The organism is Cupriavidus sp. 05L411 (assembly GCF_056398045.1).
Genome location: NZ_JBFTOQ010000006.1, coordinates 1 through 14485 on the forward strand (window position 1 = coordinate 1; position 14485 = coordinate 14485).

General features: G+C 63.1%; 21 protein-coding genes and 2 pseudogenes. 4 read left to right on the forward strand and 19 right to left on the reverse strand.

Going from position 1 to position 14485, the window contains the following annotated elements; translation table 11 throughout:
• Window positions 1-411: 411 nt before the first annotated feature.
• The 5 genes and pseudogenes from AC1DQR_RS08310 to AC1DQR_RS08330 form a co-directional block, all read right to left on the reverse strand.
• Window positions 412-633, reverse strand: a pseudogene (locus tag AC1DQR_RS08310) (IS4 family transposase); the annotation flags it as partial.
• 656 nt (window positions 634-1289) lie between these two features.
• Complete coding sequence (locus AC1DQR_RS08315) at window positions 1290-2387, reverse strand: hypothetical protein (RefSeq protein ID WP_441629909.1); 1098 nt, start codon at window positions 2385-2387, stop codon at window positions 1290-1292.
• A complete protein-coding gene (locus AC1DQR_RS08320) occupies window positions 2384-2617 on the reverse strand; it encodes a DUF4224 domain-containing protein (protein WP_170302025.1) in 234 nt (77 codons plus the stop codon). The genes AC1DQR_RS08315 and AC1DQR_RS08320 overlap by 4 nt, the downstream gene beginning before the upstream one ends.
• Before the next feature lie 130 nt (window positions 2618-2747).
• Window positions 2748-3272 carry a DUF1643 domain-containing protein gene (locus tag AC1DQR_RS08325; RefSeq protein ID WP_441629912.1) on the reverse strand — a complete coding sequence of 175 codons (525 nt, stop codon included), beginning with the start codon at window positions 3270-3272 and terminating at the stop codon, window positions 2748-2750.
• 1 nt (window position 3273) lies between these two features.
• Complete coding sequence (locus AC1DQR_RS08330; protein WP_441629914.1) at window positions 3274-3507, reverse strand: hypothetical protein; 234 nt, start codon at window positions 3505-3507, stop codon at window positions 3274-3276.
• Between the two features lie 83 nt (window positions 3508-3590).
• Between AC1DQR_RS08330 and AC1DQR_RS08335 the strand changes: the two genes are divergently transcribed.
• Window positions 3591-3827 carry a hypothetical protein gene (locus AC1DQR_RS08335; RefSeq protein WP_441629916.1) on the forward strand — a complete coding sequence of 79 codons (237 nt, stop codon included), beginning with the start codon at window positions 3591-3593 and terminating at the stop codon, window positions 3825-3827.
• A gap of 14 nt (window positions 3828-3841) precedes the next feature.
• On the opposite strand, the gene AC1DQR_RS08340 is transcribed toward AC1DQR_RS08335, so the two are convergent.
• Together AC1DQR_RS08340 and AC1DQR_RS08345 are read right to left on the reverse strand one after the other, a co-directional pair.
• Window positions 3842-4849: a phage Gp37/Gp68 family protein gene (locus AC1DQR_RS08340; RefSeq protein ID WP_441629918.1), complete on the reverse strand. Its 1008-nt coding sequence runs from the start codon at window positions 4847-4849 to the stop codon at window positions 3842-3844.
• Complete coding sequence (locus tag AC1DQR_RS08345; RefSeq protein WP_441629920.1) at window positions 4846-5271, reverse strand: hypothetical protein; 426 nt, start codon at window positions 5269-5271, stop codon at window positions 4846-4848. The genes AC1DQR_RS08340 and AC1DQR_RS08345 overlap by 4 nt, the downstream gene beginning before the upstream one ends.
• Window positions 5272-5327: 56 nt before the next feature.
• Here AC1DQR_RS08345 and AC1DQR_RS08350 point away from each other — a divergent pair, with 56 nt between their 5' ends.
• Window positions 5328-5603 (forward strand): hypothetical protein, encoded by a 276-nt coding sequence (locus tag AC1DQR_RS08350; RefSeq protein WP_441629922.1) that lies wholly within the window; start codon window positions 5328-5330, stop codon window positions 5601-5603.
• A gap of 50 nt (window positions 5604-5653) precedes the next feature.
• Window positions 5654-5968 (forward strand): hypothetical protein, encoded by a 315-nt coding sequence (locus tag AC1DQR_RS08355; RefSeq protein ID WP_441629924.1) that lies wholly within the window; start codon window positions 5654-5656, stop codon window positions 5966-5968.
• 158 nt (window positions 5969-6126) lie between these two features.
• Here the strand turns inward: AC1DQR_RS08355 and AC1DQR_RS08360 are convergent, their stop codons facing one another.
• From AC1DQR_RS08360 to AC1DQR_RS08370, 3 genes and pseudogenes are all read right to left on the reverse strand, one after another.
• The gene (locus AC1DQR_RS08360; RefSeq protein WP_441629926.1) at window positions 6127-6885 is read right to left on the reverse strand and encodes a hypothetical protein; all 759 of its coding nucleotides are present in this window, start codon (window positions 6883-6885) and stop codon (window positions 6127-6129) included.
• A 13-nt stretch (window positions 6886-6898) separates the two neighbouring features.
• Window positions 6899-7555: a hypothetical protein gene (locus AC1DQR_RS08365; protein ID WP_441630458.1), complete on the reverse strand. Its 657-nt coding sequence runs from the start codon at window positions 7553-7555 to the stop codon at window positions 6899-6901.
• Window positions 7556-7697: 142 nt separating this feature from the next.
• Window positions 7698-8144, reverse strand: a pseudogene (locus AC1DQR_RS08370) (DNA cytosine methyltransferase); the annotation flags it as partial.
• Between the two features lie 32 nt (window positions 8145-8176).
• Here AC1DQR_RS08370 and AC1DQR_RS08375 point away from each other — a divergent pair.
• Window positions 8177-8767, forward strand: a complete 591-nt coding sequence (locus AC1DQR_RS08375; RefSeq protein ID WP_441629927.1) for a hypothetical protein — start codon at window positions 8177-8179, stop codon at window positions 8765-8767.
• A gap of 230 nt (window positions 8768-8997) precedes the next feature.
• Here the strand turns inward: AC1DQR_RS08375 and AC1DQR_RS08380 are convergent, their stop codons facing one another.
• The 9 genes from AC1DQR_RS08380 to AC1DQR_RS08420 are packed head-to-tail and all read right to left on the reverse strand — an operon-like array spanning window position 8998 to window position 14481.
• Window positions 8998-9342: a hypothetical protein gene (locus AC1DQR_RS08380; RefSeq protein ID WP_441629929.1), complete on the reverse strand. Its 345-nt coding sequence runs from the start codon at window positions 9340-9342 to the stop codon at window positions 8998-9000.
• Window positions 9339-10682 (reverse strand): DUF7181 domain-containing protein, encoded by a 1344-nt coding sequence (locus AC1DQR_RS08385; protein ID WP_441629931.1) that lies wholly within the window; start codon window positions 10680-10682, stop codon window positions 9339-9341. The genes AC1DQR_RS08380 and AC1DQR_RS08385 overlap by 4 nt, the downstream gene beginning before the upstream one ends.
• Window positions 10679-10801 carry a hypothetical protein gene (locus tag AC1DQR_RS08390; protein ID WP_441629933.1) on the reverse strand — a complete coding sequence of 41 codons (123 nt, stop codon included), beginning with the start codon at window positions 10799-10801 and terminating at the stop codon, window positions 10679-10681. The genes AC1DQR_RS08385 and AC1DQR_RS08390 overlap by 4 nt, the downstream gene beginning before the upstream one ends.
• On the reverse strand, window positions 10798-11415 hold the full coding sequence (locus tag AC1DQR_RS08395; protein WP_441629934.1) for a 3'-5' exonuclease: 618 nt from the start codon (window positions 11413-11415) through the stop codon (window positions 10798-10800). The genes AC1DQR_RS08390 and AC1DQR_RS08395 overlap by 4 nt, the downstream gene beginning before the upstream one ends.
• A 53-nt stretch (window positions 11416-11468) precedes the next feature.
• Window positions 11469-11990 (reverse strand): hypothetical protein, encoded by a 522-nt coding sequence (locus tag AC1DQR_RS08400; protein ID WP_441629936.1) that lies wholly within the window; start codon window positions 11988-11990, stop codon window positions 11469-11471.
• A 49-nt stretch (window positions 11991-12039) separates the two neighbouring features.
• The gene (locus AC1DQR_RS08405) at window positions 12040-12354 is read right to left on the reverse strand and encodes a hypothetical protein (protein WP_441629938.1); all 315 of its coding nucleotides are present in this window, start codon (window positions 12352-12354) and stop codon (window positions 12040-12042) included.
• Window positions 12354-12557, reverse strand: a complete 204-nt coding sequence (locus AC1DQR_RS08410; protein ID WP_045239601.1) for a helix-turn-helix transcriptional regulator — start codon at window positions 12555-12557, stop codon at window positions 12354-12356. The genes AC1DQR_RS08405 and AC1DQR_RS08410 overlap by 1 nt, the downstream gene beginning before the upstream one ends.
• A complete protein-coding gene (locus AC1DQR_RS08415; protein ID WP_416048991.1) occupies window positions 12554-12736 on the reverse strand; it encodes a hypothetical protein in 183 nt (60 codons plus the stop codon). The genes AC1DQR_RS08410 and AC1DQR_RS08415 overlap by 4 nt, the downstream gene beginning before the upstream one ends.
• On the reverse strand, window positions 12736-14481 hold the full coding sequence (locus AC1DQR_RS08420) for an AAA family ATPase (RefSeq protein ID WP_477109124.1): 1746 nt from the start codon (window positions 14479-14481) through the stop codon (window positions 12736-12738). The genes AC1DQR_RS08415 and AC1DQR_RS08420 overlap by 1 nt, the downstream gene beginning before the upstream one ends.
• Window positions 14482-14485 lie beyond the last annotated feature (4 nt).

The following is a 14485-nucleotide window of genomic DNA, read 5'->3' on the forward strand; positions in this document are numbered from 1 at the left end:
ATGCCGACCTTGGCACGGATGACTTTCTGTTCCTGAGTCATGGCGGACTCCTTGTGGATTCCGCCGCACACTGGCACTCCGGGCTACGCCCTTCGCACCAACGTGCGGCGGCATGGATAACCAACCACTGTCAGATTTAGTCTAGGCTAATACAAATCATACTCCGCGGGAAATCACCGTCGCCCGTGTAATCGGAGGTGAAGTTCGGCGCTATCCCGACAGGGCGGGGTCTTCGTGGACCGCAGCGTTCGAGCAAGACCTGATGCAGGATGTCTTTGGCTTCCCCCTTGCCGATTAGTTGGTTGTTCACTTCCGCCTATGCGACGATTCATCGTGATGGCGTCCGGCGTCAAGTTCAGCGCGATGGCCCGGGAGGGCATCTGATATTTGAAGGAGGCTTAGCGCGTTCGCTTATACACAAATGTCTGCACTGCCGCCCTCATCCCGTAGGCCACGCAGTGTTCTTGCTGCAACATGAACCTCTTTGAGTCCAAGCCAGATTGTTTCGACATCGGGTTCGCCATCGTGCTTGGGGCCGAGGAATCCGCCGAGGCGCGTGATCAGGCGCAGAATTTCATTGAGCTTCGGCGTTGCCGGTTGCCGTACTTTCGTCAGCAAGTAGGCACCCCGAATCGAAATGCTGACGTTGGGTTCCGGCCGAGACCTCTATTCTGTCTATTCCGCAGAGCTGCCGACATCTGCACCCGCCAACCCGTGGCCAGGAGGCAACCATGGATCGCCACGACTTTCTTGCCCTTGGCAGCGTGCTGCCGCAGATCCGGCTGGCGCTGGCTGAGCGCGGCATGGCGTAGAGCATGAGTCCACGGCCCGGGCGTATTTGGCGGCTTGCGCATCGGACGCGTGTGCGCGCGTAGCGACGTTTTCACCGCCGCCCGGGCAACCTTGATCCGGTGATGCTGGCCATCCTGCTCGAACGACAGGTAATTCGCCGTCCACACCATCTTCTCGATGTGGCGCGTCTCGATGCCTTGCGCGGTGACGGCACTGGCCGTTATGGGGGATGAGGGTGCCGAGTATTCCCTCCGTGGGAATATGGCGGGAATAGAACACCGCTTTGGGACGCACAAACAAAAACAGCGCCTTGGCTAAGGCGCTGTTTTTGCAAAGAAAATTCTGGGGTGGCTGATGGGACTCGAACCCACGACGACAGGAATCACAATCCTTGTTCAATTTTCATTGAAATCAATGGGTTAGGTTGTTTCATTGGAATTTGACCCACCCTGAAACCCGCGTCGCTTCGTGGTCATTTTCGTCAAGTTCCAACAAATTCAGGCTGTCGGCCGCACTTTTCTGACCCGCCGCCGGTCGTAGATTTTGGCCACCATCTTGCCGTCGGCGTGGCCGGTGGCATCCGTAATCCGGTCGTCGCCTTCCTCCATCCGATCGGTCACCGCGCTGGGTCGCATGTCCGCCAGCGTGAAGCTGCTGAACATGACACCACGCTCTTCCGCGGCCTTTCCACAGTACCCCATCAGGCGTTTCCAGATCGTGTTCCAGCCGCTGCGGCTGTACACCTGGCCGGAGGTGTTGCCGAACACGTAGACGCTCGCCGTGCGCTGGAGCGCCAGGGCTTCGTCGACTGCATGGCGCAAAGCCGGGGACCAGCGTACGACCTTGGTCCGTTGCATCTGCCCGGCCTTGCGCTTGCCTACGGGCACCAGCAGGCCGTCAGGCGTGATGGCCTGGCGCACAAGGCTGCGCATCTCCTCCGGCCGGCTGACCGTCAGGTAGGCCGTCTGCACGCACAGGGCGAGGATCAGGTAGCTGCCGCCGCGCACCCGCGCGATCTCGACGGCCAGCGCCACTTCTTCTGGCCTCACGTACTTCTGCCGCGGCTTGGTCGGGTTGTACTTGATGCCGGTGCACGGGTTCCTCTCCAGTTCGCCTAGCCGGCGCCCATACTCGAGCGTGGCCGACAGCAGAGCGACTTCCTTGTTGGCTTTGGCCGGTGCCCCCTGTTTCGCCCGCAGGTCCAGGTATCGGTAGATGTGATGCGGCTTGATCGCCGCCGGCTTCACCTTGCCGAACACCTTGCAAACGGTCTTGGCCTCGACCCGGTTCTCGGTCAGCGTTACCGCGGCCTTCTTCCTTTCGTCCGCCTCGGGCAGCCCTTCTTGCCAGCTGAAGTAGGCATCGAAAAGAGCCTGAGTGGTGCCCGCCAAGACAGCATCACCGTTCAGCTCGTCTGCGCGCCGGCGCGCCTCGCGATCGATCTCGGCCACGGCCTCGGCGTTGTTCCTCTGCGCGGACAGGCGGAAGGCCCATTTCCCGTCGGGCAGCTTGTAGCCATAGCTGACCTTGAACTTGCCCTCGCGGCGGTAGAGCCGGAAGGGCAGGCCGTCAGGTGTCTTGCGTCTCGAAATCATGCGGCTAGCGCTTCAAAGTTGGGTTCTTGTTCAGGTTCGTCGGTGCCGGTGGCCGACGCAAGGCCGGAGAGGCGCGCCTGGAAATATGCGCGGCTCACCTGCGGCACGCCGGCGATGTTCACCGCGAACGGCCAGCCGTGTTTCTTGAGCCAGCGCTTCATGCAGGTGTGGCTGCGAGGCTGGCAGCCAACGAGTTCGGCGAGTTCATTCACCGTGAGATACGTGCTCACCTCGGTCTCCAATCCGCCAAGCCTGGCGGGTCAATTCGATGATTCGTTTTGCGGCGACTTCCACTGCTTTCCTATTTCTACTCATCACATGGGTAAATGCGATTTACCCATGTGGTTGGTGTTTGATGGTCTATGGCATGAATGGCTGCGGCCGGACCCTGGCCGCGATATAGAGGGGATGCTTTGGACTGCCGTCCTGATTTAGCCCGAGCTGGTAGAGCAAGGGGCCGCGCCCACACATGCGGATGATGCGCAGCACCTCCGCCGCGCGTACCGGCGCCGCCTTGTGTGCGCCCCAGGCGCAGATCACGAGCGAGCAGCGATCAAGCGCGTCCATGATCGCGCCGTCGTTCCGGTCAGCCCGGTCGCCCAGCGGTGCCGGATGGGCCAGCAGGCCGTCCGGGTCAGTCGAGCGCAGCGGGAACAGATTCACCACTTCCAGGCGGCCATAGCGCCCGGCCAGCGCGCGCTGCAGGCAGCGGGTGATCGTCGGGTCGTTGACCTGGTGGTCTGCGGTCGACGGGTTGAGCATGATGAAGCCTAGGGCCGACCGGCTGCGATCCCACTCGCGCCAGAGGCGGTAGCGGTACTGCTCACAGTCGGAGAGGATGCAGCCTGCTTCGCCGTCGAGGGTCTGGGTGGTCAGGTGCTTCATGCTAGTTCCTCCCGGATTGCTCTAACGCGTGCGCCAGGTGGCGGGCGTAGGTGGAGACGGCGCGCCAATAGGCCGCCATCGGGCCTTTGCGACGACGCCAGGCCTGTTCGGCTTCCATGTTTGCCTCTTCGCGAAGTTCCCGGAAGACCGCGCTAACCGCGCGCCGCTGTTCCGGAGGAAGGCTCATGAGCTTCTTCGCTGCGGGGAGTTTCAGCAGCGGGTTGAGGTAGCCCATTACGCAACCCCCGTCGCGCTGGTAAAGAGGGCGGGGCGTCGTTTGGCCATGCTAGGATTTAGAAAGACCAACCGGAGTTGCGCATGGCTGCTAAACCGAGTCTCACGCGAGTTGAATATATCGAGATGGTGAACGAACGCATGCGAGAGCATCCGGAGTACACCAAAGAGATGTACGTCCACTTTTATCCGCCGGGGGTCGAACCTGAGAAGGCCAGCGGAATTTATATTGCTGGGCCCATCGCTGCGAGAGGGGTTGTGGCGGCAACGGACGCGAAGATCTTTGCCGAGTTCGATTTCGAGGGACTGCCGGCTCAGTAGCGCGGTTCTCGTTTTCACGACGCGCTCCCCGGGTAACCATCGTGCTGCACGCCGTCGAGCAGGCGGCCGGCGGCCTTCTTGCCGATCCTCTCGGCATAGTGAACGCGCTCGCCGTGGAAGCCGTGGCCGCCGGCTAGGTTGATCCAGCGACCCGTCTTCCGGTCCATCTCCGCGCAGCGCCGCCAATCAGGGTCGTCTCGGTCGCGGTCGTAGTTCATCGCGTGCTCGCCCCATTGCTTGAATAGGAACGGCACGCCAGCCGCCGTGCACTGATCGCGCAGGCTCCGCGCCCAATCCGGATGCATCGGGCGCGCGCCGGGGCCGCTCTCGCCGCCGACGATCACCCAGTCGACTCCCGGATAGCGTTCGTTGCGGCTGCAGTGCGGCTGGTGGTGCCACCGCAGCGCGTCGCCGAAGTAGCCGGGACTCGTCGTGTACTGGACTGCGGTCAGATCCACTGGCCCCAGCAGCGGCTCCATGCTGAGGAATCGTACGCGCGCCGGCACCGCCAGCAGCTTCGGGATGTCGCGGTCGGCCTCCTCCTGGTTGCAGACCGTGGCGCCGATCCAGACGTTGGGCAGGTAGTTGTCGCGCCATCCCTCGCGGCCAACTGTGAGCGCGCGCATGGCCTGCTCCAGCATCTCCGCAGCGTTGCCGATGCGCTTCGTCAGCAGCAGCCAATCCAAGTTGGGCGTCTCGATGATCAACCGGAGCAGGTCAAAGCGCCATTGCGCACTGACGGCGTTATCGAACACATCTGCCAGGCTGGCGCAGAAGACGCGCCGGCGGCGCCCATGCGCGGCGAAGAACTCGTCGTGCTGCGCATTCCAGCGTAGCGGCAGCTTCCAGTTGGCGGCGGACGTGCGGTGCCGGTCTTCTTTGGCGCCCCAGGTCACGCCCAGCGCACGGGCCGGCGTCGACACCTCCGCATAGCAGTGGTCGCATGCGGGCGAGACCTTGGCGCAGCCGATCCATGGATTGAAGGTGGCATCGGTCCACTCAATTTTGGTGTTTTCGCTCACGTCCTGGCCCTCCATGTTGATACCCCGCTAAAGAGGGTGTGGTAAGAACGGCGCACGGTCAGCGCGACATGGCGTTGCATACTAGGCTTGATATGGCAGCCGTTGAATTGCAGCGCACTCAGGTTTCGATAGGAGAAGAATTCCCCATGTCCATCGAAAAGTACCGTGGTTACGTAGTTGAGGGTTTTGCAAAGCCTGTGGAAGGCGGAATGTTTGAATCCCTGGGCCGGGTGAGTAGGGGCGACAACGTGATTGCCGAGTCCGACGTGCTTGAGTCTTGCGCGAGGTATGGGGACGCTCAGGCGCGGGCCATCCAATGGGCTCAAGAGTACGTCGATCGCCTGGAAGACCCGCGTTGAGTTCACGGCGGCGCTGCTTCGCACTATGGTGGCGCTGAAGAGGATGGGGCGTTCCTTGGTCATACTGTTTCCTCGAATTTGATTTGCCCAAACATGGTTAATGCGAGGCGACAGTGCTTATGGAAAAATTCGCCAATCTTTGGGAGGCGCGCATGTCGAACGAATGGGATTTCGAAGAGAATCACCACCGGTTTTGGACCGAAGCAAAGCAAGAAGCCGACGGCACTTTCACGGGGCGTGTGCATCTGGTCGAGATAGCGGATCTCAAGCGCCGGTTTGATCCGGCATGGACGATTCCTTTGCCCAGTACGACAGCACGTGCTGAAGATGCACTGGCGCAGGCGAAGGATTTCGCCATTCTGTTGGCGAAGTCCGGGGCGTTGCGGTTCTTGTAGGCGATTCACGTCGATACCTCCAGCATTCCTCCACCATTCAAGGAGACGCGATGACACCCGCCACCATTTTCTCCATCATTGAGCAGCCAGAAGACGGTTTCGACGGTATACGCTTTGTTGTTCGCGTTACCCAGCCTCTCGTTAAACAACGAACCTACCGTGGCATGGCCACGCGAAATGCTCTTCTTGAACTCGGCAAGGGCAACAGCGAAATTGCTGGCAACTACCAAGCAATCTTCGCCTTTCACAAGAAGAAATTTGAGCAACGGGCTGAAGAGCTTTGGAATAATCAGGAAGAGACCGTTGAATACGTCATTGATCAGACGAATGCCTCTGACGGCGGTGGATTCGTGAACAACGGCTAGGCTCATGGTGCCACCTCCGGCTGGACCACAGACAACGCCACTGCCACCGGCCGCACCCACACCGGCGTGGCCGACAGCCTGAACGTCTTCCCGGTCTCTGCTAGCAGCAGCGTGGTGTCCATCACCTAGGTTATGGCGCCATGGTGTCTTGGGAGCGCTCATGCCGCTTCTCCAAATAGTGATTCCTGAATGGGATGTGCCTTCCGTTCCCAGAAGACCAACGACTGGCGTGACTCGATCCGCTCGCGCATGACCTGCGCACGGGATTCCTTGCTGGCCGGTGTATAGGTGCCACGCCAGGCGCTATCGATGCCCACGTTCTGCGCGATGTTCGTGCTGTCGGCGCTGGCGAACGGGAAGCGGCTGAACACCTCGGGATCGAGCATACGCAGGCCGTGGAGCTTGCAGACCGGTCGGCCGCTGCGATCGCAGACCACGTCCATGGCCTCAGCCATGCGTGTCCACCACCGCGGTGTTCCGATCGTCGCGAACTCGCCCGAACTACCGAGGCAGACGCGCGGCCACTCGAGCGCGATGCGCTCTAGGCGGTCTAGGCTTTCATGCAGGTGCCAGACAGGCGCGCCCACGCCCGGCGCACGATCGCGCCAAGGCCACTCGGCCAGCAGCGCGTCGTTTGCGGGCTCGTCGCCATCGATCACATCCGGGATCACCGCGAAGTCGAACGAAGGATAGCGATGCAACTCGGCCACCCATTCGTAATAGGGCTGCCAGTCCGTAACCGGCGCGCCAGAGCGCCAGGCCGAGAAGGCGCCGTTGTCCACCGCGAACGATTGGGCCACGTCCAGGACTATGCCGAGTTGCTCCGGGTACCGAAACGACACGAAGGCATGGCCGGAGAAGATGGCCTTGGCCGCCGCGGTCGTCGGGGTGATGGGCATGCCATGGTAGTGGATCATCGGATGCTTTCCATCACGCTTTCGATGAAGACGCGCGCCGCTTCAGCATTGATGGCGTTTCCATAGGCGCGCAGTCGTCCCACTCGGCTGGCAGCCCCATGAGCCAGCGGCTGTGTGCCGGGTTCAACTGGCCGCCACTTTCCATCTCGGCACAGGAGCCAGTCAGCATCTCGCCAGAGGCCGTTAGTCGGGCCGGGCAGTCCTTGAGGAAATAGCCGGCCTGCATGCCAAGGTCCGTCACCGTTGCGTGCGTCCGCCCCATGGACCGCAGCTTGCGTTCCACATGCGCCTCCGGTGTCCCGCCCGGTTGATTCGCCGTCGGCGTGGCCCAGCCGGCCAGATGCACCGCTACGTCCGCTAGGCCAATCTGCGGGTCCGTCGGCTTTCGTCCGCTCGTGATCGGCGGACGCGGCTTGGCGTCCACTATCGTCGCGTTCGGCGTTGGCCAGCCCGACAGCACCACCGCATGATTGAGCGTGATGTTTGTGGTCGTGAAATTCTGTGAGGGCTGGCGCACGCTGTCCATCTGCGTGGGGGTAGGCCAACCCGCGATCTGTACCTGATCGTTCAAGTTCGCCATGCCGTGGCCCTGCGCCTTCTTCTCTGCGATGTACTCCGGCGAGTGCGCCGGGAAGTGATCCCGCGCGCAGGGCGTCGCCCAGCCGGCCATTGCTGAGGCCGTGTGCAACGAATGCCCGCGCGTGCCGCGCTCCAGCGCCCCCCTTCCGCCGGCCTGCTCCGAGTCCTGCCAGGTTGGCGTGGGCCACCCAGTAGGCTCGGTCTCGGATGTGCGGCGCACCGACGCCCGCAGACGGGAACGGCTGCGCCCCGAAGGCGTAGTCCACGGCTTCCATGTCATCGTGTACAAGGTCGATCCAAGGGTCAGCATCCTTGCTCGCAACCTGCTCTCCAAAGACGACTGCAGGGCGGCACTCGCTGATGAGGTGGTACCAGAACGGCCAGAGGTGCCGCTCGTCAGCAAAGCCAAGTCCTGCGCCTGCCGCGGAGAAAGGTTGGCACGGACAGGAACCAGTCCAAACAGGTCTGTCATCGGCCCAGTCGGCGCGGCGGAGCGCGAGCGACCAGACGCCCACACCGGCGAAGAAGTGGCACTGTGCGTATCCGCGTAGGTCGTCAGGTCGAACATCCCTCATATCCCTTTCGTCGACGTCACCGGCGGCGATGTGGCCAGCGGCAATCAGGTTGCGCAGCCACTGGGCTGCGTATGGCTCGATCTCGTTGTAGTAGGCGGGGGTCATGCTAGGATGCCTGCCAAAAAAGGGGGGGCGAAATGACGGAAATCAGGTATCGCTACTACGTAGTCACGTTGATAGCGATCTCGGTCACTGCTCTTCTTGGGTGGTTGTTCAGCCTGTGGAAGCCGAAGGACAGTGCAGAGGTGGCGAGCTGGGTTCAGGCAGTTGGCAGCATACTTGCGGTCGCCGTGGCCGCGCTCATACCGTTCATTCATACCCGCCTGATGGAAAGAAGGCTGCAAGCATCTCGAATGGAGTCGTTGCGGATATTGGCGAATCTCGCGGTGCACTTGATGTCGGATCTTCGAGCCGCGTTTGCGACTGAGGTGGCAATGTGGAACTACACCGCTTCGCGAAACCTCCTCGATTGGGATGAAGCCGCCGGCACACTCGCCACGTTCCCAGTTTGGGATGTCGCCGATGTCGATGTTGTGAAATACCTCGGGCCCATTCGTGATGCACTGAGAGTTTGCCGCGAGATTGCGCATATGCTGCCGCTGGAGGTGAACAGCCCGGCGTTCGGCAAGGCTCAGCTCGACGTGGGAGGGTCCCTTGTGAGCGCGCAAATTTGTGCCGACTGGATAGCGGAATTGGCTGGATTCGCATCCTATCGCGAAGGGAAATAGAGAGTCTTGATCGGGCCTGCTTACCGCGAGTGTCGTGTATAGATCCATGACCGTGCACTTCACACCCACAAGCCGCTCGAAGGTGCGCACGGCGGCCGGGTCCACGTCGATGCCGCCGATGCACTTCCAGGTGGCCACCATGTTGCCCACCTGGGAAGCGGCCTTCTTGAAGCCCTTGGCGCCGCCGCCGAGGCCGCAGCAGAAACCGAACGTCTTGTATTCGCGGCGGATCATGCGCGTGCCTCGTTGTAGGAGAAATTCTCGTTGTAGGAGAGCCCATTTCCTACATCCGACCTGCAACCCAATGCGTATCCTGAAGGAAGGCGAAAGTTGAATAGGAGAGCCTTATGAAGCCCATTCTTTTGCTGCTGGCCGCTTCCGTTGCGCTGCTGAGCGGCTGCGTTGTGGCCCCCTATGGAGATGAGCACCGAGGCGGCGGCGGATACTACGGCGGTGATGGCCGAGGGGACCACGACCGCGACCACGGCGATCGCCGGGACTACGGTGGTGATCGAGATCGGTGGCAGGGCGGGCCGCGCTACTAACGCCGAGTCAGTGAGGGCATGGGCAGTCATGCGCGGTCCTTTTTGTTGAGTGAGTAGGCCACGCACGCGCACGGCGGCGTGGTGTGCATCATGGTCGGCTGCTCGGCCATTTCGGCGCGGTCGATGCGCTCAATCTCGGCGAGGATCAGCGCACCAGCCTTCACGAGGTCGCGGCGGGGCGTGGTCGGCTTCCACCATGCCTGCGTCCACGGGAAGAAAGACGGCACCTCGTCTGCCCATGCTGCGCCACCGGCGTTTGCTGCATAGCAGCCGGCTGCGAGTGCCATCTCGCCATTGCCATGCTTGTCGTCGTGCTCTGGCGTCCAGCCTTCTGCCTCAACCTGACGGCCGCGCTCGGCCAGCACGTCGCGCGCCGCTGCGGTGCTGTCGTGTTTGTCCGCGCTGGGCTGCTCCTCGCCGCCAAGCGTGGCATTGGCGCGGTCAACCATTCGGACCGCCCAGCTATAGCCCGCCGGGTCGGACTTCTTGACCCAGTTCGCCATGACCCGCATAGCATCGCGCGATTCGAACAGCGCCTTGCGCAGTTGCTCAACGCGAGTCAGTACTTCCTTGCTGGGCTGCTCTGCGGCCAGGAGGGCGCGGGCTTGCCATACGATCCACGCATCTGCCTCGTTTAGGTCGTCAGTAACACTCTTTGGGGTCTGCTGCGCATACCAGTGGTTAAACGCGTCTCGCTCGTCATCGCTGGGCTGCTCTGCGGCCAATTTCGTCACGTCGCGAGAATGGTCGGCCAGGAGGGCGCGGACACGATGCATGTCTTCGATAGCGAACCAGCCGTCGAAATCAAAATCGAGATCGCCAGACAACAGGTGGACGCCATACAGATCGTGCAGTAGTGCCAACGTCTTGACGCTCGGTTGCGGGGCGGCAGGCGATGCTGCGAGCAGGCGACGATAGTTGTCGATGCTGCCATAGAACGGAATATCATCTTCATCGAACCCGAATCCTGCTGCCTTCGCCTGCCGGATTACCTCTGCGTTGGTAAGCACAGGCGATGCGCTCGGTTGCGGGGCGGCCTGGGCGAAGATGTCGTGCACGCAAGCCAGAAAGTTCTTTTCGGCCGCCACGGTATGCCCGGGCTTGAAATGACCCATCGCAATTTCCAGAATGCGCGCATCTGAAAGCCTCAGCGCCATCGGCTCGCTTTCCGGCTGCTCGTTGCGGAGGGCAGCGTCAAAGTTGACAGCCATCTCTTGCGCCTCGTTCAGCATGGCTACGCTAACCTCTTTGCCCCAGGCGTTCTTGATCGGATTCGAGCAGCACTGAGCGAACAGCGAGGTATGAGCTTTCTCAACGGCCGCGATCAGCTTGCGCAGCATTTCGCTGGCGGTTTCGGTTTGCTGGCTCACTTCGGTTCCTTGTTGTCGCCGGCCATCTTCTTGAGCAGGCGGTAATGGGCGTAGCCACCGATCACCAGGCAGATGAGCATGCCGGCGACGGTGACGACCAATGCAACTTGGCAGTTCATGCTGCCGTGGCGAGATGCCGCTTGATGCCGTAGTACACGGTGCGGCAGCCGGCCAGGTCGACGGCGGCGTTGTGCGCGCCCACCAGGTCGGTGCCGGTGAAGTGCCGGAAGGCTTCGCCCAGGTTCGGCGACTTGGGCGTGCGGCGGCCGGCAGCCAGCATCTTCTCGGTCGGCGGCAGGTTGATGATCTTGGTGCTCTTCGACTGCGTGCAGAAGGCGGGGGCGGTCTTCCATTGCTCGTGGAATCCCTCGTCGTGGTCGAGCTGGCGCATCAGCTCAATGCGCACCATCCGCATATCGAAGGACTCGTTGTGGGCGACGCGCAACTGCGACTTCTTCCACATGTCGATGAAGAGGGTGAGCGCCTGCTCGATGGGTACGCCGAACTGCGCGGCCTTCTCGTTGGTGATGCCGGTCAGCGCTTCGAGCTCTTCGGGGATGGTCCAGCCGTCGGGCCGGATCAACAGGTCCATGAAGGCCAGCGTGGTGCCGGTGTCTTCGTCGTGCAGCTCGGCCGCGATCTGCGTGATGTGCGGCTGGCTCGGGTCTTCGCTAGGCAGGCTCCATTGCGGCAGGCCGGAGGTCTCAGTGTCGTAGAAGAGGATGGGCGTCATGATGTCGTTCCTGTGGGGGTAGCGGTGGTGGGTGCTTCGATCAGGGCGGCTGGTCAGTGGAATGAGACGGCACCGTTCTGTGCGGCCATGTCGAAGGCGTTGCGCCATTCGGCGTATTTCTCGCGGAAGTACTCCGACTCGTGCGCATCGGCGCGCGCCTGGAAATTGGCGAAGTCCTTTGCGAGCTTGGCGCTCACCACCGGGCCGATGGTGCCTTCGCAGTCCGAGAAATTGATCAGCTCGTAGAAGGGGCCAGCGCCGGCTTTCCATGCACCAGCATCGTGGCGTTGCTCGACCGTGCCGAAGGATTCATAGCCCACGGCGGGGTAGCCGGCCAACTTCGCAAGGTCCTCGCGCCAGCGGTTGTATCTGCTGTACGCGCCACAGCAGAAGCCGTCGCATTCCTCTGCGCTATAGACGGTGCCGGCTTCGATGCCCTCCATGCGCCCCGGGAAATCGGGGTTCTCGCGGAACATGCGCTCGCCGTCGTCGTCGTGCTCTGGCTGGCCGTCGGCGTCCAGTTCCGGGTTCTCCACCTTCGTTAACCCGCGATATACAGTGATGTCCAGTCCCACAATTTCTCCTTTGCGCCGGATCTCGGCTAGTTGGTTGGCAGGCGCTGTCTCAGCGCCGCGCGGTCATGCAAAGCGCCTCAAAGCGGCGCAGGCCGGCTTCCCAGCCGCGCAGCTCGCCGCGGCCAACGATGCGTTCTGGGCGGGGCTCGCTGCTGCCCGGCGCGGCGACGAAGAACACACGGGTGGTGCCGTCGACGCCGCTGCGGATCAGCTCGTTTGCGTGCAGGTCGTCCAGCACCTCGCGCGCCTCGGCGTTGCTGCGCTTAAAGTTGTTCGCGATCTGCGTCGGCGTGAAACGCTGGCCGGTGCGCTCTTGCAGATAGGCCAGCACCGACTTGCGAGTGAATTTCATTGCGCGCGGCATCAGTGGCCCCCGCGTGTGGCTGTGATCTGGGTTTCGACCCACTTTTGAACCTCTTCCTCAATCCAGCCGCTGGCGCGGCCAAGCTTGATCGGGGAGGGGAACGTGTGTTCCTTGATGCGCTCGTAGATCGCGGTCTTGCCCAGGCCGACCAACTGGCTGACCTCGGGCAGTCGGATGATCCGGCGTTGTGCTTCGGTGTTCACGAGAAGTGCCTCCCATGCAGTTCGTCCAGCTTGTCGACCTGGTTGCCGGTGAGCTTCGTCACTTGGCCGGCATGCATGTGCTCGGCCAGCTTGCGCACGAAACCCTGTTCCCAGTCGTTCAGGTCCTTGGTGCCCAGCAGCCCTTCCAGGCGTTGGATCATCACGGTCGTGCTCACCATCACGCGGCCTCCCGCACGGTGCCCACCTCGCGGTCGGCGATCCAGAACGAGGCGATCGATTCCGGCAGCGCGCCCGGGGGCGACTTGAGGCTCATGAAGATCAGCGCGGTGTCGATCGCGTCGGCGGCGGCCAGGTCGTCGAGCCAATACAGCAGGCGATCGCGCTCGGGCCCGATCAGCACGTCCGCGCGATCCAGCACCAGCAGACGAAGGCCGGTCAGGCGCGAGATGGCCTCGGCGATCATCGCGTCGGCGCGCCAACGCTCGGACTCAGACAGCAGCGCATACGGGCGGCCGCCAGCGGCGGTGATGGTCATGTCCGCCTCGATGCCGATGCGCATCCACTCGGATTCGTTCGCGGCGGCGGCCAGACGCTCGTTGATTGGGTCCAGCGCCTCGGACAGCAGATCGGCGGGGATGCCGCTGGGGCCAAGGGCTTCCGCGAGCGCGTCCCATGCGGCCACGTCGGCGTGGTGTTGGCCGGCCCGCTTGGTGAGCTCACCAGCCTGGGCGGCGGCACGCTGCGACGCGCGGGCGGCGTCCAGATCCTTGCCGAACTGGGTGATGCTGCCCTGGATGGCTTCCAGGCGGCTCGCGATAGCCTGGCGTTCCACGTCGTCGGCGCTGTCGGTGGCCTCGCCAGCTGCCTGGTCCTGCAGCAGGCGCAGCTGCTTTGCCGCGGTGTCGGCGGCGTCGCGCTCGGCGGTGCGGCTCTTCAGCGCGTTTTCCAGCACCGTCAGGCTGCGCTCGTACTCGGGCAGGCGGCCAGCGGCCTCCGGATCGACCTTCGCCGACTCGTACTTGGCCAGCTGGCCGGCCAGGAAGAGCAGCATGGCGCCGCAGTCCGGGCAGGTGCAGGGCATGCCCGCCACTTTGCCGCCGGCGGCGTCGCGCAGGGCGGCCACCTTGGGCAGGAAGGCATCGCGCTCGGCCAGCGCGCGGGCGGCGGTGTCCTGTGCCTTGGGCAGCAGCTCGGCCTTGGCGCGCAGGTCTGCGATCTGGTTGGCACGCTGTGCGCGCTGGCGTGCCGCGGCGTCGATCTCGCCCAGCTGGCGCTGCAGCTCGCCGGCCTCGGTGGACAGGACCTTGATGGTTTCCTCGGACTCGGAGATCAGGCTGGCGAGTTCCTCGGGGTCCTCGGCGTCAGCCGGCAGCGGGGCGACCCAGCTGGCCGCCTTGACGCTGCCATAGGTCTCGCCGGTCAGCTCGCGCCAGGCGCCCTTCGCAGCGGTGGCCTTGCCGCCGGCTTCCTTGGCGGCGGCGTCGAAGCCGGCGCGCACCAGCGGCAGGACGGCTTCGATCTTCTTAGCGTTGCATTTGCGTGCCAGCAGGCGCTCCCGCACCTGGTCGGTGCCGATCTTCAGACCCATCAGGTCGAACAGGAACGCTCGGCGCTCTTTCACATCCATGCGGGCGAAGCGCTGGGCATCCAGCACGAACGGCGTGCGCGCGTCGGTGGGAATGCCCTTGGTGGCCTTGCCGGAGGGCAGCACGATGCTGTTTGCCTGTGGGCCGACAGAAACCACAATCGAACCAGATTCGGTTCCATCGCGCAGCAGCTTGGCGTATTCCTTCTTCAGGCCGACGCGGACGGTCTCCTCGGTGAGCGCCATGCGGACGGCTTCCTGAATCGAGCTTTTGCCGGCGCCGTTGGGGCCGCAGATCAGCGAGACCGGCGTGGCCGGGATGATGTCGGCTGCCCGGATGCCGAGGAAGTTACGGGCGTGGATGGCGGTAATGCGCATGGCG

Coding starts and splice junctions, on each gene's coding strand:
- AC1DQR_RS08395 (WP_441629934.1), bottom strand. CDS start 11,415: ATGACGCCCATCCTCTTCTACGACACTGAGACCTCCGGCCTGCCGCAA.
- AC1DQR_RS08335 (WP_441629916.1), top strand. CDS start 3,591: ATGGCTGCTAAACCGAGTCTCACGCGAGTTGAATATATCGAGATGGTG.
- AC1DQR_RS08365 (WP_441630458.1), bottom strand. CDS start 7,555: ATGGCCGGCTGGGCGACGCCCTGCGCGCGGGATCACTTCCCGGCGCAC.
- AC1DQR_RS08330 (WP_441629914.1), bottom strand. CDS start 3,507: ATGGGCTACCTCAACCCGCTGCTGAAACTCCCCGCAGCGAAGAAGCTC.
- AC1DQR_RS08360 (WP_441629926.1), bottom strand. CDS start 6,885: ATGATCCACTACCATGGCATGCCCATCACCCCGACGACCGCGGCGGCC.
- AC1DQR_RS08325 (WP_441629912.1), bottom strand. CDS start 3,272: ATGAAGCACCTGACCACCCAGACCCTCGACGGCGAAGCAGGCTGCATC.
- AC1DQR_RS08345 (WP_441629920.1), bottom strand. CDS start 5,271: ATGACCAAGGAACGCCCCATCCTCTTCAGCGCCACCATAGTGCGAAGC.
- AC1DQR_RS08315 (WP_441629909.1), bottom strand. CDS start 2,387: ATGATTTCGAGACGCAAGACACCTGACGGCCTGCCCTTCCGGCTCTAC.
- AC1DQR_RS08380 (WP_441629929.1), bottom strand. CDS start 9,342: ATGACTGCCCATGCCCTCACTGACTCGGCGTTAGTAGCGCGGCCCGCC.
- AC1DQR_RS08375 (WP_441629927.1), top strand. CDS start 8,177: ATGACGGAAATCAGGTATCGCTACTACGTAGTCACGTTGATAGCGATC.
- AC1DQR_RS08420 (WP_477109124.1), bottom strand. CDS start 14,481: ATGCGCATTACCGCCATCCACGCCCGTAACTTCCTCGGCATCCGGGCA.
- AC1DQR_RS08405 (WP_441629938.1), bottom strand. CDS start 12,354: ATGCCGCGCGCAATGAAATTCACTCGCAAGTCGGTGCTGGCCTATCTG.
- AC1DQR_RS08350 (WP_441629922.1), top strand. CDS start 5,328: ATGGAAAAATTCGCCAATCTTTGGGAGGCGCGCATGTCGAACGAATGG.
- AC1DQR_RS08415 (WP_416048991.1), bottom strand. CDS start 12,736: ATGGTGAGCACGACCGTGATGATCCAACGCCTGGAAGGGCTGCTGGGC.
- AC1DQR_RS08355 (WP_441629924.1), top strand. CDS start 5,654: ATGACACCCGCCACCATTTTCTCCATCATTGAGCAGCCAGAAGACGGT.
- AC1DQR_RS08390 (WP_441629933.1), bottom strand. CDS start 10,801: ATGAACTGCCAAGTTGCATTGGTCGTCACCGTCGCCGGCATGCTCATC.